The 14,578-nt window shown below is 44.5% G+C and carries 10 protein-coding genes; 2 read left to right on the top strand and 8 right to left on the bottom strand.

The window, feature by feature from the left end; genetic code table 11:
• Positions 1-351: 351 nt before the first annotated feature.
• The gene (locus ACWATR_RS21380; RefSeq protein WP_460336754.1) at positions 352-5,508 is read right to left on the bottom strand and encodes a beta strand repeat-containing protein; all 5,157 of its coding nucleotides are present in this window, start codon (positions 5,506-5,508) and stop codon (positions 352-354) included.
• A gap of 61 nt (positions 5,509-5,569) precedes the next feature.
• Positions 5,570-6,631 carry a TIGR03032 family protein gene (locus ACWATR_RS21375; RefSeq protein WP_460336751.1) on the bottom strand — a complete coding sequence of 354 codons (1,062 nt, stop codon included), beginning with the start codon at positions 6,629-6,631 and terminating at the stop codon, positions 5,570-5,572.
• 532 nt (positions 6,632-7,163) lie between these two features.
• On the opposite strand from ACWATR_RS21375, the gene ACWATR_RS21370 reads away from it, so the two are divergent.
• Positions 7,164-8,084: a lysophospholipase gene (locus ACWATR_RS21370; protein WP_460336748.1), complete on the top strand. Its 921-nt coding sequence runs from the start codon at positions 7,164-7,166 to the stop codon at positions 8,082-8,084.
• A gap of 91 nt (positions 8,085-8,175) precedes the next feature.
• Here ACWATR_RS21370 and arsS read toward each other — a convergent pair whose 3' ends face one another.
• The 5 genes from arsS to ACWATR_RS21345 form a co-directional block, all read right to left on the bottom strand.
• The gene (gene arsS, locus ACWATR_RS21365) at positions 8,176-9,168 is read right to left on the bottom strand and encodes an arsenosugar biosynthesis radical SAM (seleno)protein ArsS (RefSeq protein ID WP_460336745.1); all 993 of its coding nucleotides are present in this window, start codon (positions 9,166-9,168) and stop codon (positions 8,176-8,178) included.
• A 43-nt stretch (positions 9,169-9,211) separates the two neighbouring features.
• Positions 9,212-10,171 carry an inorganic phosphate transporter gene (locus ACWATR_RS21360; protein ID WP_460336742.1) on the bottom strand — a complete coding sequence of 320 codons (960 nt, stop codon included), beginning with the start codon at positions 10,169-10,171 and terminating at the stop codon, positions 9,212-9,214.
• A 107-nt stretch (positions 10,172-10,278) separates the two neighbouring features.
• Positions 10,279-11,247, bottom strand: a complete 969-nt coding sequence (gene arsM / locus ACWATR_RS21355; RefSeq protein WP_460336739.1) for an arsenosugar biosynthesis arsenite methyltransferase ArsM — start codon at positions 11,245-11,247, stop codon at positions 10,279-10,281.
• Between the two features lie 227 nt (positions 11,248-11,474).
• Positions 11,475-12,149 carry a response regulator transcription factor gene (locus ACWATR_RS21350; RefSeq protein WP_460336736.1) on the bottom strand — a complete coding sequence of 225 codons (675 nt, stop codon included), beginning with the start codon at positions 12,147-12,149 and terminating at the stop codon, positions 11,475-11,477.
• A gap of 193 nt (positions 12,150-12,342) precedes the next feature.
• Positions 12,343-12,630: a Mo-dependent nitrogenase C-terminal domain-containing protein gene (locus ACWATR_RS21345; RefSeq protein WP_460336733.1), complete on the bottom strand. Its 288-nt coding sequence runs from the start codon at positions 12,628-12,630 to the stop codon at positions 12,343-12,345.
• A gap of 403 nt (positions 12,631-13,033) precedes the next feature.
• On the opposite strand from ACWATR_RS21345, the gene ACWATR_RS21340 reads away from it, so the two are divergent.
• Positions 13,034-13,651 carry a class I SAM-dependent methyltransferase gene (locus ACWATR_RS21340; RefSeq protein WP_460336730.1) on the top strand — a complete coding sequence of 206 codons (618 nt, stop codon included), beginning with the start codon at positions 13,034-13,036 and terminating at the stop codon, positions 13,649-13,651.
• A 194-nt stretch (positions 13,652-13,845) separates the two neighbouring features.
• Here ACWATR_RS21340 and ACWATR_RS21335 read toward each other — a convergent pair whose 3' ends face one another.
• Positions 13,846-14,343, bottom strand: coding sequence for a GNAT family N-acetyltransferase (locus ACWATR_RS21335; RefSeq protein ID WP_460336727.1), 498 nt, complete (start codon positions 14,341-14,343; stop codon positions 13,846-13,848).
• Positions 14,344-14,578: the final 235 nt, after the last annotated feature.

The raw sequence follows: 14,578 nt of genomic DNA, 5'->3' as shown, positions 1-14,578 counted from the left end.
GGCGGCAAAGTTTCTGATTGTGTTCTATTTTCCTGCTGATGGCTAGATTCTGTATGAACTTCGGAAGTTACTTCATCAGCTAGGTCTTCTTGAACAGATTCGCTAGAAGAACTTTTGATAACACCCTCTTTGAATTCATAAACTAATCATAATTCTTGAGGTTATATCATTAACCAACCTACGGTTAGAAGTTGTGGAATTATTTCAGGATATTTTAAATACATGAGGTTAATCCAATTCCCTGTAATTATTCCATAGCCATAAGCTATTTTTATCTAAAACGGCAATTCATCCACTGTACTTTTTAGGTACGGTAGATGAATTGCAAGTGAATTGATAAGAGTTATCGGACTATGCCTGCAACATAAAATCTGATGCCGTGAGAGTTGGCGCACCAGTTAAAGTTGCAAATAGACCACCACTGCCAAAACCAGGCGCGCTGCCATTTTGGTTGTAGAACAATTGCCCACTCACAGAATCGTAGACAATTTTTGCCGTGCTAGCCGCTGCTGAAGAAGTGATTTGAAAATCATTGGTATTACTGAAACCTGTTCCCGAAGCAGAAGCGATGCCTACGGCAACCCGAAGCGGGAACGCACTAAAGGTAGTCTTATCCAGTACAATTTTGTCACCTTCAGAACTATTGAAATCAGCGATCGCATCAATACCAACAGCATTGCTGTTGTAAAGGAAAAAGTCAGCACCTACACCACCGATGAGAATATCATTGCCTCTGCCACCCACAAGAGTATCATTGCCTTCTCCGCCGATGAGAATATCATCGCCTGAACCGCCCCGCAAAAGGTCATCGCCACTATTACCATTAATGATATCGTTACCCCCTTGACCATTAATTACATCATTGGAGTTATTAAAACCCGCAACGTTATTGTTAAGGTCATTGAGGAAAGTAACAGTGTTCTTGTTAAAGAGATTAGTTTGAGTAGAGTTGGCATTGAAGACATCAAAACTGTCAGTTACACTGGTTTGTCCATCAAACAGGATATTACCAGTTGTTGGTAAGTTATCCAGGTCTTCTAATTGGAAGTTTTGCAAGGTAACTTTCGTAGAAGCCGCATCCAAAAAAGTGAGTTCTAAGTTATCACCATTTTGAGTTAATTGCAGATTTCGGGCAGTTAAACCACTACCAATAAATTGCAACGTATCCAGTTGGCTAATCACTGTTGCTGATGGATTTGAACCAATTCCTGTTCCAGTAAAATCGGCGATAGTGTCATTTCCATCACCAAGGCCTAAGACAAAAGTATCATTACCATTGCCACCGGAGATGTTATCGTTGCCTCCATTGCCAGCAATCGTATCGCTGCCATTGCCACCAAGCAACAAGTCATTGCCATTGCCGCCGGAGATGTTATCGTTGCCTCCATTGCCAGCAATCGTATCGCTGCCATTGCCACCAAGCAACAAGTCATTGCCATTGCCGCCGGAGATGTTATCATTGCCGCCACCACCAGAGATGGTATCGTCGCCTCCATTGCCAGCAATCGTATCGTTGCCGCCACCGCCAGAGATATTATCGTTACCCTCACCAGCAGAGATGTTATCATTGCCGCCACCACCAGAGATATTAGCACCAACAGCGATCGCAACTCTAGCAGTACTAGTCAGGCTACCATCACTGATGGTGTAATTAAAATTGGCATCACCACTAAACCCATTAATTGGGGTAAACACGATGAAATCATCTGTCGAGTTGCCCGGAGTGCCGTTATCGTTCAGCACAACAGTACCATTAGTTGCACCACTAACCCCAGTAATGCTGAGGTTACTGCTATCGATGTCGGTATCATTAGCCAGTAGAGTAGTAGCAAGGATGGTTACAGCAGTATTAAAGCCAGTAGTCAGACTATCATTGACGGCAATGGGTGCATTGTTAACGGGCTTGACATTGAGGTTGAAAGTATTAGTAATGCTACCGCCATTGTCGTCGCTGACAGTGAAAATGAAGCTATCAGTGCCGCTGAAGTTGGCATTGGGGGTGTAAATGAAGAAGTCGTCACGGGGGTTGTCTGGAGTGTTGTTGTCGTTAAGTGACAGTGTGCCGTTAGTGGGGCTAGTGAAGTCACTAATAGTTAAGATATCGCTATCGATATCTGTGTATCTACGTAGAATATTGCTAGTAAGGATGTTAATGGCGGTATCTTCATTAGTGGTAGCCGTAGTTTGAAAGCCAAAGACCACGTAGCTTGACCCTGCCGCATACTGACCGTTGGGGTCGGCATTTGGTGCACCGATAATCAAGTCATCGAAGCCGTCGCCGTTAATATCCCCCGCACTGCTGACAGAACCGCCTGATCTGTCATATTCAGCAATGCCGTTAATCACAAAGCCGTTACTGCCATCTAGGGATGAGAGGTTGAATTGGGCATCAAAGCCACTATTGCTGCCAAAGACCACGTAGCTTGACCCTGCCGCATACTGACCGTTGGGGTCGGCATTTGTTGCACTGATAATCAAGTCATCGAAGCCGTCGCCGTTAATATCCCCCGCACTGCTGACAGAACCGCCTGATGTGTCAACCTGATTAATGCCGTTAATCACAAAGCCGTTGCTGCCATCCAGGGACGAGAGGTTGAATTGGGGATCAAAGCCACTATTGCTACCAAACACCACATAGCTTGACCCGGCTCTATCCTGACCGTTGGGGTCGGCATATCTTGCCCCGATAATCAGGTCATCAAAGCCGTCGCCGTTGATGTCCCCCGCACTGCTGACAGAACCGCCTGAGCCGTCATATTCAGCAATGCCGTTAATCACAAAGCCGTTGCTGCCATCCAAGGTTGAGAGGTTGAGTTGGGCATCAAAGCCACTATTGCTGCCAAACACCACGTAGCTTTCTCCTGCCACATACTGACCGTTGGGGTCGGCACGAAGTGCCCCGATAATCAGGTCGTCGAAGCCGTCGCCGTTGATATCCCCCGCACTGCTGACAGAACTGCCTGAGAAATCATCTTGGTCAATGCCGTTAATCACAAAGCCGTTGCTGCCATCCAAGGTTGAGAGGTTAAGTTGGGCATCAAAGCCACTATTGCTGCCAAACACCACGTAGCTTGACCCGACACTATAACCGTTGGGGGAGGCACCTATTGCCCCGATAATCAGGTCATCGAAGCCGTCGCCGTTAATATCTCCCGCATTGCTGACAGAACCGCCTAAGTTGTCAAACGCAGCAATGCCGTTAATCACAAAGCCGTTGCTGCTATCCAAGGTTGAGAGGTTGAGTTGGGCATCAAAGCCACTATTGCTGCCAAACACCACGTAGCTTGACCCGACATTATTATACTGATTGTTGGTAGAGGCACCTGGTGCCCCGATAATCAGGTCGTCGAAGCCGTCGCCGTTAATGTCTCCCGCACTGCTGACAGAACTGCCTGAGTTGTCATATCTCATACCGTTAATCACAAAGCCGTTGCTGCCATCCAGAGATGAGAGGTTGAATTGGGCATCAAAGCCACTATTGCTGCCAAACACCACGTAACTCTCCCCTGCGCGAAACTGACCGTTGGGGGAGGCACGTCTTGCCCCGATAATCAGGTCATCGATGCCGTCACCGTTGATGTCCCCAGCACTGCTGACAGAATTGCCTGAGTTGTCATTCGCATCAATGCCGTTAATCACAAAGCCGTTGCTGCCATTTAGGGACGAGAGGTTAAATGAAGTAACCTGAGGTGCGTCATTGACTCCGTTAATGGTCAAGTTGACACTAGCTGTATTACTCAAGCTGCCATTGTTGGTGGTGTACGTAAAGCTGTCAGTACTGCTTTCACCAACAGCCAAACTTTCAAATTGAGCATTCGGGTCGTAGGTCAAGCTGCCATTGGCATTAAGGGTAACTAAGGCACCAGAACTCAGAGTAATGGCAGTGCCAACAACAACTGTTCTACCATTAATAGCCGACAACGTTAAGAAGTTGCTGTCGTTAGCTAAGACATCTATGTTAACGGCAGTGTCTTCGTCGGTGGTAGCCGTATCATTAACCGCGACAGGAGGTTTATTTGTCGGCGTAGGAGATGCAAAACCAAAGACTACATAGCTTGACCCGGCTCTATTCTGACCGTTGGGGGAGGCACCTGGTGCCCCAATAATCAGATCGTCAAAGCCGTCGCCGTTGATGTCCCCCGCACTGCTGACAGAACTGCCTGAACTGTCATACGCAGCAATGCCGTTAATCACAAAGCCGTCACTGCCATCCAGGGACGAGAGGTTGAATTGGGCACCAAAGCTACTACTGCGACCAAACACCACGTAGCTTGACCCTGCCCCAGACTGACCATTGGGGGAGGCACGAAGTGCCCCGATAATCAGGTCGTCGAAGCCGTCGCCGTTAATATCTCCCGCACTGCTGACAGAACTGCCTGATCTGTCATATGCAGCAATGCCTTTAATCACAAAGCCGTCACTGCCATCCAGGGACGAGAGGTTAAGATTGGCTGCAAACCCACTACTGCTGCCAAACACCACGTAACTCTCCCCTACACGAGACTGACCGTTGGGAGAGGCATCTCTTGCCCCGATAATTAGGTCATCAAAGCCGTCGCCGTTGATGTCCCCCGCATTGCTGACAGACCAAACTGATCCGTTATATGCATCAATATCAATAATGCCGCTAATCACAAAGCCGTTGCTGCCATCTAGGGACGAGAGGTTGAATTGGGCATCAAAGCCACTATTGCTGCCAAACACCACGTAACTCTTCCCTACACGAGACCGACCGTTGGGGTCGGCATATCTTGCCCCGATAACCAGGTCATCAAAGCCATCGCCGTTGATGTCCCCTGCATTGCTGACAGACCAACCTGAGAAGTCAAGCTGATTAATGCCGTTAATCACAAAGCCGTTGCTGCCATCCAGGGTTGAGAGGTTGAATTGGGCATCAAAGCCACTATTGCTGCCAAACACCACGTAGCTTGACCCTGCCACAGACTGACCGTTGGGGTCGGCATATCTTGCCCCGATAACCAGGTCATCAAAGCCGTCGCCGTTGATGTCCCCCGCACTGCTCACAGAGCTGCCTGAGTTGTCAGACTCAGCAATGCCGTTAATCACAAAGCCGTCACTGCCATCCAGGGACGAGAGGTTGAATTGGGCATTAAAGCCATTATTGCTGCCAAACACCACGTAGCTTGACCCTGCCGCAGACTGACCGTTGGGGGAGGCAAAAGGTGCCCCGATAATTAGGTCATCAAAGCCGTCGCCGTTGATGTCCCCCGCACTGCTCACGGATCTGCCTAAGCCTTCACTTAGAATACCGTTAATCACAAAGCCGTTGCTGCCATCCAGGGACGAGAGGTTGAATTGGGCATTAAAGCCACTATTGCTGCCAAACACCACGTAGCTTGACCCGATAATCAGGTCATCAAAGCCGTCACCGTTGATATCCCCCGCACTGCTGACAGAACTGCCTGAGTTGTCAAACGCAGCAATGCCGTTAATCACAAAGCCGTTGCTGCCGTTAAGTTCAGATAGATTTAAAACTGCATTAGCCATTGTTGTTGATTCTCCTTATGATTTTTTTTGTCGGCTGTAGAAACGTGAAATTTCACGTCTCTCATCCCATCGTTACTATTCGCCGAATTTCATCACTCTTAAAACCGATCGCCATTGGATGACGCACCTCTGGTAGTGCCACCACGTCGTATAATTCCAGTACCGCCCCCTCTATTCGCAGCGAATGCACAATATCCCCGCTTTTCAGGTCAATCACTAATAGCCCACAGCGAGGTTCAGCATTTTTTTGCAATAATTTCTCGTCTAGAGGCAAACCACTAAAAGTCTTGTTGTGCCTAGGCTGAGAAACTCCGACGATCGCAAAGTCCCCATGAAATGCACAACCACGCATATATCCCGGACAAAATGCCACAGGTTCAAAGCTGCCCCGTTTCAAGTCTAGGTAGCCAAAATCTCCTGTCCCAGAGTTGAGTAACCACAGCTTATCTTTATACCAGCGAGGCGAATGGGGCATGGAAAGTCCTGTGGTGACTATCTCGTTACTTTCCACATCAATGACGCAACCACCATCGGCCCGCCTGTCCCGCCATCCTTCTGCCACATCCGACTGACTCACAGCAGTGACGTATCTGGGTTGACCATCTCGCATTGCTAACCCGTTGAGATGACATCTGTCTTCTGCTGCCAATTTACTAATAAACGGCGGTTGCCACAGAGGAATGAAACTGTGGGTTTGACTGACTCTTGCTAAACAGCTAAATAAAGTATTGACAAATATTAGATTCTCTGAATCATTATTTGCTTGAGAATTACTTAGGGCGATATCATGGATATCTAAGTCTCCAGTCACATAACTCACTTGGGGCAAATAGACGGCATCGTAGTTGTCGTGAACTTGTCCCGGTTGTAGGGTGTTTTCAAAGCGCCACAGTTGATATAGCGAACTCATGTATAAGCTGCTACCTTGAGCATACAAACCCATGCAACGTTGAAAGGTGCGCTCGAAAACAGATAGTTTGCCGCTAGATTGCAAGCCAATGAAAAATAATTTCCCTGCTTGATAAGTGGTAAACGCCAGACTCAGATTTTGCTCGAATAGCCAGGGAGTAAACTGGCGGGAAGCGTTCACCTCGAAGGCAGGAGTTACAGGATTTTGATTCATTTTTCTCCTAGCGAGGAAGATGAAAGATATTCACGAGGCAGACAGAACTGACGCTTCAAAATGTGGGATTGAAGTAAGGATCGCTACCAATACGGTTCGGATAAGCATTTTTCATTTTCCTTGTGGTCTGGGGAAAGGGTAAAGGATGTATTCAAAACCTTTCCCCTTTTCCCTTTCCTCTTTAACCGAACCGTATTGGGATCGCTACTTTCTGTAGCCAGTAAAACCCTTCCAGCGCAGTAGCTTCGCGTTGTATCTTGCTGCACTTAACGCTCGTATCAATATCTTCTTTTTAAACTGGGTTTTCTACTGAGAACTAAAGTTTCTGTTAATACTTATTTCCTCCAGCAAGAACTGCTTTCTGTGAATAAGAATAGAATGTTGGTCGTCGTTTCTTGTCCGTTCTTTTTTTACCACTTAAGCAAAGTCATGTAACCTTCTTTACCCAATCTTTATAATTTGAATTCTTGTACATCAGATAAATCTTGACTTTTTATTAGCTTGTTGGGAAAATACGTAAAAAATTAACCCTATGATTGACCATAGCGATCGCATACTCTCTCATAGAGAAGGTAGATTCCCAGGTGTTGGAGGACTTCACCTGTATTATCAAAGCTGGCATCCACAGGGTAAAGTCCGGGCAATATTAGCCATTTTGCATGGACTTGGAGCACATAGCGATCGCTACGGTAATGTAATTCAGCATTTGATACCTAAGCAATACGCTGTCTATAGTTTTGATTTGCGTGGTCATGGAAACTCACCAGGTCAGCAAGGCTATATCAACGCTTGGAGTGAATTTCGCGACGACCTAGGAGCTTTTTTACAGTTAATTCAGACTCAGAATCCTGGATGCCCAGTTTTTCTCTTGGGTCACAGTTTAGGCGCAGTAATTGTTTTAGATTACATTCTGCGCTATCCCCAACAAGCATCATTATTGCAGGGTGCGATCGCTCTTGCGCCAACTTTGGGAAAAGTTGGGGTTTCACCAATTCGGGTACTTTTAGGAAAAATGCTCTCACGGGTGTGGCCGCGTTTCACCCTAAATACAGGCATTGACCTCAGCGCTGGTTCACGAGATCCGCAAGTTTTAGCCGCCTATGCCCAAGATACACTGCGACATACCCGTGCTACTGCCCGTCTAGCTACAGAATTTTTTGCAACAGTTGATTGGATTAATGCTCACGCAGGTGATTGGCAATTACCATTCTTGATTCTTCACGGTGGCGCAGACCGAGTAGCTTTACCAGCGGGAAGTGACATCTTTTACCAACGGGTAAATTGCCAAGATAAGCTGAGAATTGAGTATCCAGGAGCTTATCACGAAATTCAGAGTGACATAAATTACCGCGAGGTAATGGCTGATTTGGAAGATTGGTTAGAGCAACACCTACCATCTGAAGTGGCGCAGTTGGCACGGGGAAACGCTGAGTTAGAGTTTCCTAATTCTTAGCTTTCAGCAGATGAGGCTTGATTACCGAAACAGTTCTGAGTGGTGACTTGGGATCAAAAGTGCAATATCAACCTCTTGCCTCCTGCCTCCTTTAAAGCAAAGCACCACTACAACTAGAACCAGATCCAGCGGTGCAACCATAGCAATAAGCAGCAGTTTGTATTTCACTAATCAAGTCTAAACTCCCAGCTTCTAACAAGCTACCAACTGTCAAGGTTTCACCATTGCGAGTTTTTGCTGGCAAATTCATCATTTGGTTAAAGTCGCAATCATATACATTACCCAGATAGTCAATTGAAAGTTCATCGCGACACATTAAATGTTCAACTGTGCTGGGATTAAAATGCAACTCTAAAAACTGCAAATAGCTGGTGTACAGTTTTCTCCGTTCTAAATGCATTTTAGTTCTACCAACTGGTAGGTTGGTAATGGTGAAGAGGTTGTTAAATACAATATCAAAATGTTCTTGCAAGAACATTTTGTAATCTTGTTCTAGGTTACTCTGTTCGGGAGCTAAGGAGAAATTTTCACCATTGGGCAACTGGGGATTAAAAACCAAGTCCAAAATTAAATTTTCGTCTTTACCATAGCCGAGTTGATTAAGCCACTGTAAAGCTTTGACTGAACTATCAAAAACACCAGCACCGCGCATTTTATCAACATTATCGACTAGATAACAGGGTAGAGAAGCCACAATTCTTACTTGGTGTTTAGCAAAGTATTCTGGTAAATCACCAAATCCATCTTCAAAATAAATGGTCAAATTAGACCGGACAATCACTTGTTTACCAGTTGCTCTTGCTGCTTCTACTAGTGGTTTAAATCCATAATTCATTTCTGGTGCGCCACCAGTTAAATCCACAATTTTAATTTCGGGAAATTTATGGATTAGTGAAATCAATTGTTCGCAAATTTCAGGAGAAAGTTCTTCTGTACGTTTTGGCCCAGCTTCCACATGACAATGTGTGCAGGCGAGGTTACAACGCTTACCTAGATTAATTTGTAAAACAGTGATTCCTTTTTTTGTCAAAGGTGAACTGAGTTTGTGGTTAAACGGTTTGACCGCTGTATATTGAGATTGCATTATTTACTATTCCTTACAAATCACACAACTATATTCAATTTTTCTAACCTTGCAATAATCTGTAGGTTATTCCACTAATAATTGCAGCAGTCGGTAAAGTTAAAATCCACGATAGTAGGATCTGATAAAAAATACGCGTATTGGCTTTTTTGCCAATTAATCCTACACCAAAAATAGAACCAACTGAAACATAAGTAGTGGAAACTGGAAGTCCAAACCGACTAGCTACAATGACCAGAACTCCAGTTACTATATTTGCTGATAAGCCTTGAGTATGATTCATTGAGGTAATCTTTTCACTCATAGTTACTGCAACTTTTTGGGAGTTGAGTAAACCGCCAAGTGCCATTGCGATCGCTATTGTGATCATTCCTCCCTGAATTGAGAAATATTCAATAATCAGGATCAGTGAAACAATCTTAGGAGTGTCATTTAATCCTCTCGCAAAACTGACAATTCCGGCGCTGATAAAATGGCAAGTATCAATCATTTTTTGATTGACTGGTAGATGCCATTTTGAATTAATATAGTTAGATAAACTGTAAATTCCTGCTCCCAAGGGAATAGCAATGATTGGACTGAGTAATAGAGGTAAAATAAAGTAAGTTACCAAAAGTGCGAAATTAACTTGAAGTCCGAATGCTACTAATCCAGCACCAAGAATAGCACCTGTCAAACTGTGAGTAGTGGAAATGGGAAACCCCATCAGAGTGGCAATGAGTACAGTTAAACCAGCTGCGATCGCTACTGCTATATGAAACTCTGGGGCGTTAGCGATCGCATCAGGTACTAGTCCTTTCCCTGAGAAGTTTTTAATTAATGCCCCTGCGAAAAAAGTCGCAGTTATTGCGCCAGCAAAGGTTGTAAAAGTTGCCCACAAAATTGCTGTTTGATAGCTGCTTGTTCGGCTACCAAACAGCGTTGCTACACCTTTGAAATTATCATTCGCACCATTTGAATATGCTAAAAAAAGCGTAGCTAAAAACAGACTAATTAACAACATTTTGGGGTTATAAAGAAGAAGTCATAATCCAGAATTCAATTGTCCATTCATTACCCATTTGCACAGAATTACTTTGTCTTCTGACACCTGAATTCTTTATTAAGATATTAACAGCAACCACCACCGCTATAATGCCAGGTTGAATTGGTAACAATTATTTCTAGTGGCTTAATAGCAGCAAGTTTAGCAGCGGTTTTATCACATACGGCTGCGGGAATACCTAGCTGAAGTAGATGACCTGCTGAATCGTCAAAGAAGGGTTCAGAACCAGCATAAATTGCTGTTTTACCAGTAAAAATGCAAGCACCATCTTCTGGAATAGCAACTTTAAAAGAGACAGAATCCAGACTTTCTAAAAGTAGGTTTTCTTCTAAATTATAAGTCTGAGAATCTAGGAGACGGTAAGGACGACGGGCGCGAATTTCAATTTGACCAAAACCAGCATTTATGATCCGTTCAGTATACTCTTGATATGTGAGTGCGCCTGATAAACACATGGCTCTCAGTCGCTCATCTTGTTGAAGATGTACTGGAATTGAACGAGTAGCAATTGGATCGCTCATTTGCAAACGTCCACCTGGTTTTAATACCCGATATGCTTCTTTTAAAGCGCGAGTTAAATCTTCTGGCTCAAAGATGTTGAAAAGGCAATTCTGTGCCACGATATCGACGCTAGCATCAGCAACAGGTAAGTTAAAAGCATCGCCTTCACAGATTTCTACAAAGCTGGGGTCAAACCAGGGGTTTTCTTGAGCAGCAATTTCCAAATTACGTGTGGCTGCTTCTCGCATAGCCCCAACCGGTTCAACGGCAACTACAGCACTTGCATGGCGAGAAAAATAAGCAAATTGCAACGCTTCTAAGCCGCCACCAACACCGACATACAGTACAGTAGGTTGGTTTCCTAGTTCGGTGGGGTGAACAGTGGTGCCACAACCATAGTTCATTTCCTGCATTGGCAAAGGAATTTTTAATCCTGGTAGTTGCAGGGGCGTACTTTGCACACAACAAAGTCCAACTTGCGGGGTTTGGGCAACTTCGCTATAGAATTGCGCTGCTGTTTCTAGATAGGTCATGCAATTTTGGATTTTAGATTTTAGATTATGACAGCTTTGTGCATCCTAATATAATTAACTCCGAGTTGGATGAGTTTTTACTGAGATTGCCAAAAGCCCCAAATCTTCATAAGATAGTGGATTTTGGGGATTGGGAACTGGGGATTGGGGCAATTAATTTTCTTCCCCTGCTTCCCCTGCTTCCCCTGCCCCTCTGCCCCTCTGCCTCTTCAGCCCAATCCCCAAATTCAATCACGTAATGTGTAACCAACACCACTCACAGTCTGAATGAGGCATTTTTCGTTATTGGCTTCAAGTTTCAGGCGCAGGTAGCGAATGTAAGCTTCAATAATGTTGGCATCGCCCATGAAGTCGTAACCCCAGACTTGCTCTAAAATGCGATCGCAGGTAATTACCTGTCGCGGATGGGCGAGTAGATATTCTAGTAAATCAAATTCCTTAGCAGTTAACTCAATTAACCGCTGATTTCGGTACACTTCCCGTGTGCGACGATTTAAACTCAGGTCTTCAAATTCTAAAATATCTGCGGCATCTGCTTGGTGGCTTCTTTGCAGGTGTTTGCGGACTCTGGCTAATAATTCATCAACGCTGAAGGGTTTAACGAGGTAATCATCAGCACCAGCATCTAAGCCTGCAATGCGATCGCTCTCTTCATCTTTGATGGTTAATAAGATTATCGGTACTTTATCACCAATACTTCGCAGGCGGCGGCAAATTTCCAACCCCGACAAACCTGGTAACATCCAGTCTAAAATTACTAAATCCAGATGCAACTCCCGCGCTGCGGTGAGTGCAGTCAATCCATCGTAGGCAATACTGACTTGATAGCCTTCATAATTCAATTCCAATTCGACAAATCGCGCCAGTTTGACTTCATCTTCAACCAGTAAGATGTGCGTCATGATGATGTTAATGATTTCAGCAGGATACGGTAAGCAAAAATACTGTCTGGAAACACTGTCTTCGAGGTGCCAGCTAATTAATAGCTAAACATCTAATTAGGTGTACGTTAGCTTAGTATAAACCCAGGCAAGTAACAACCGTAAGTCTGCAATTACCGATGGTTGCTTGAGCAAAGAATAATCCAACTGTCTATTAGCAATAAGCCGTGACATCTTCACCGCATTCATCGGCAAGATAACAGAGCGCTTTAAAACGCAAACCAACCACTTCCTCGTATAGGGGATTTAATTTACACATCGGTGGAATGTGCAATAACTTCCGACCAAATAGCGTGATGTCTCGCTCAAAGGGACACTGAGCAGGAATAGCTTTGCACAGGAAATGAGCCAATTTGGAGTTATGAATTTCTATCGTTTCCAACCACTCGCGGACTGGATGCAATAGATCATTATGTAACCGAACTTGAATAAAGTTTGTCATAATTTTTCACCTTGATAATTTCAAACTAGATTGAGTTTTTTGTAGTTGAACCTCTATAAATAGATACGGTTAGGTTCTATAGTTTTATGCACTAATTGCTCGTTCTTTAGTTCTCTACAGAGATAGAATGAGTTTCTAGGCACACTATTAACTACAAATTCAAGTGCTATAGTTCCCGATAATTTGTCAAAGCGAACATATCTTTTGTGCCAAACTGCATTGTCGTAAGATAGTCGATGCGTTGTTTTATGCCGCAGACTAACGCACCGACTATCTTAACTAACCCGACAAAAGCCAGATATTATAACCAATTCAGAATCGCTATAGTGAATTTGTATTGTTAACCAACTTTTTGGAGGCGCAGCTAAAAAAGCATCAAGCTTTAAGGAAACTGCGAAAACTAATGACTGATGACTTTTTCAGTAATAAAAAGCTACTTTTTGACCTATGGGCACCAAGTTATGACTGGCTCTTTCCTTCAATATTTTATCGAGCCGTTCACAAACGGTTGCTGGAATACGTCGATTTACCAGAGTCAGCAAATGTACTTGATATAGGTTGTGGTACTGGACGCTTACTGGAGCGCCTTGCTACTCAGTTTCCCGATCTGCGAGCCACGGGATTGGATTTATCTGCTAATATGTTGCGGGTAGCAAGACAAAGTAACCGCCACCGCCCACGTTTAATTTATATTGAGGGAAAAGCTGAGTCTCTTCCCTTTGCTGATGGTCAATTTGATGCTGTTTTCAGCACTATCAGCTTCTTACACTATCTGGAACCGAAACAGGTGCTTAGTGAGATAGCACGGGTACTTTCTCCCGGCGGACACTTTTATTTGGTTGACATTACTTCCACAAAAGAGACAGAACCCCAATTATTGCCCATTTCTCCCCGTGGAATTCGACTCTACAGCCCTAATCAACGTCAACTTCTTGGTTCCTCCGCTGGCTTATTGTGTTTGAATCACCATTATTTACTAGGGCCTGTCTTACTAACGATTTTTGCTAAACCTCCGATTTGAAAATAGGGAATGGGGAATGGGGAATGGGGAATGGGGGATGGGGAAGGGGGAATGGGGAATGGGGAATGGGGAAGGGGGAAAGTAAAGGGTTGTAAATAGCTTTTTTTCAAGCCTAGTTCTGCATATCTTAATTACGAATTACGAATTACGAATTACGAATTACGAATTACGAATTACGAATTACGAATTACGAATTACGAATTAGTCTGACCCCGATATTCCATAAGCACCACAGGAACTCTGAGCAGCCTTTTAGCTAATTGCGAGAATCTAAATTTACCCTTGAGCGTAGACAAGCCTCTTGTCTTGGGAAATTTTGGCAAGTCTTCAAAAGATATTGGCACAAAGTGAAAGCGACTGTAAAACTGCGCCAGTCGTTGACCTAAACATTCAAGATAAAGTGGTTGCGTTGCTGTATTAATCAAATGCTGGGTTAGCAAAGTACCTAAACCGCGACCTCTCCAAGCTGATGCAACGACCAAACTACCAAGTTCTTGTGCCCCTGAGAAATTACGTAGCTGTCCGCAAGCTACGAGATTTCCATCGCATTCAATTACCCAAAATTGCTGCCAATTTAATTGGGTTGGGTCGAGTTTTGCTGAGAATACCAGCAATCGAATCGACCACTGATCCGCAGAGATTGCTTTGCGAAGGACACACCCAGATGGTAACGATAGATTGCTCTGGTTCATTCAATTACACTTTGATGGTTTATCGAGTCAGGCAGGGGGCAGATAGCGCAGTCTTAGCGAGTCCGTGAGCGTCAGGCTTTCTGCCTCCTGTCTCCTTGCTCCAACTCAATAGGTTCGGTTAAGGTGCATAGTTCTTAAAGATCCCCCTTAGTCCCCCTTAAAAAGGGGGAAATAGAGCCATTCTTAGCCCCCCCTTTTTAAGGGGGTTGGGGGGATCGAGTCTTATCTAAACCGT

This window comes from Nostoc sp. UIC 10890, from assembly GCF_054786515.1.
Note: the sequence above shows the minus strand (reverse complement) of the source record. Positions and strands in the feature narration are given on the sequence as shown.

What these genes read in the sequence shown, in the direction of transcription:
- ACWATR_RS21360 (WP_460336742.1), bottom strand. Translation starts at nt 10,171, where the DNA reads ATGTTGTTAATTAGTCTGTTTTTAGCTACGCTTTTTTTAGCATATTCA.
- ACWATR_RS21375 (WP_460336751.1), bottom strand. Translation starts at nt 6,631, where the DNA reads ATGAATCAAAATCCTGTAACTCCTGCCTTCGAGGTGAACGCTTCCCGC.
- ACWATR_RS21370 (WP_460336748.1), top strand. Translation starts at nt 7,164, where the DNA reads ATGATTGACCATAGCGATCGCATACTCTCTCATAGAGAAGGTAGATTC.
- arsS (WP_460336745.1), bottom strand. Translation starts at nt 9,168, where the DNA reads ATGCAATCTCAATATACAGCGGTCAAACCGTTTAACCACAAACTCAGT.
- ACWATR_RS21380 (WP_460336754.1), bottom strand. Translation starts at nt 5,508, where the DNA reads ATGGCTAATGCAGTTTTAAATCTATCTGAACTTAACGGCAGCAACGGC.
- ACWATR_RS21335 (WP_460336727.1), bottom strand. Translation starts at nt 14,343, where the DNA reads ATGAACCAGAGCAATCTATCGTTACCATCTGGGTGTGTCCTTCGCAAA.
- arsM (WP_460336739.1), bottom strand. Translation starts at nt 11,247, where the DNA reads ATGACCTATCTAGAAACAGCAGCGCAATTCTATAGCGAAGTTGCCCAA.
- ACWATR_RS21350 (WP_460336736.1), bottom strand. Translation starts at nt 12,149, where the DNA reads ATGACGCACATCTTACTGGTTGAAGATGAAGTCAAACTGGCGCGATTT.
- ACWATR_RS21340 (WP_460336730.1), top strand. Translation starts at nt 13,034, where the DNA reads ATGACTGATGACTTTTTCAGTAATAAAAAGCTACTTTTTGACCTATGG.
- ACWATR_RS21345 (WP_460336733.1), bottom strand. Translation starts at nt 12,630, where the DNA reads ATGACAAACTTTATTCAAGTTCGGTTACATAATGATCTATTGCATCCA.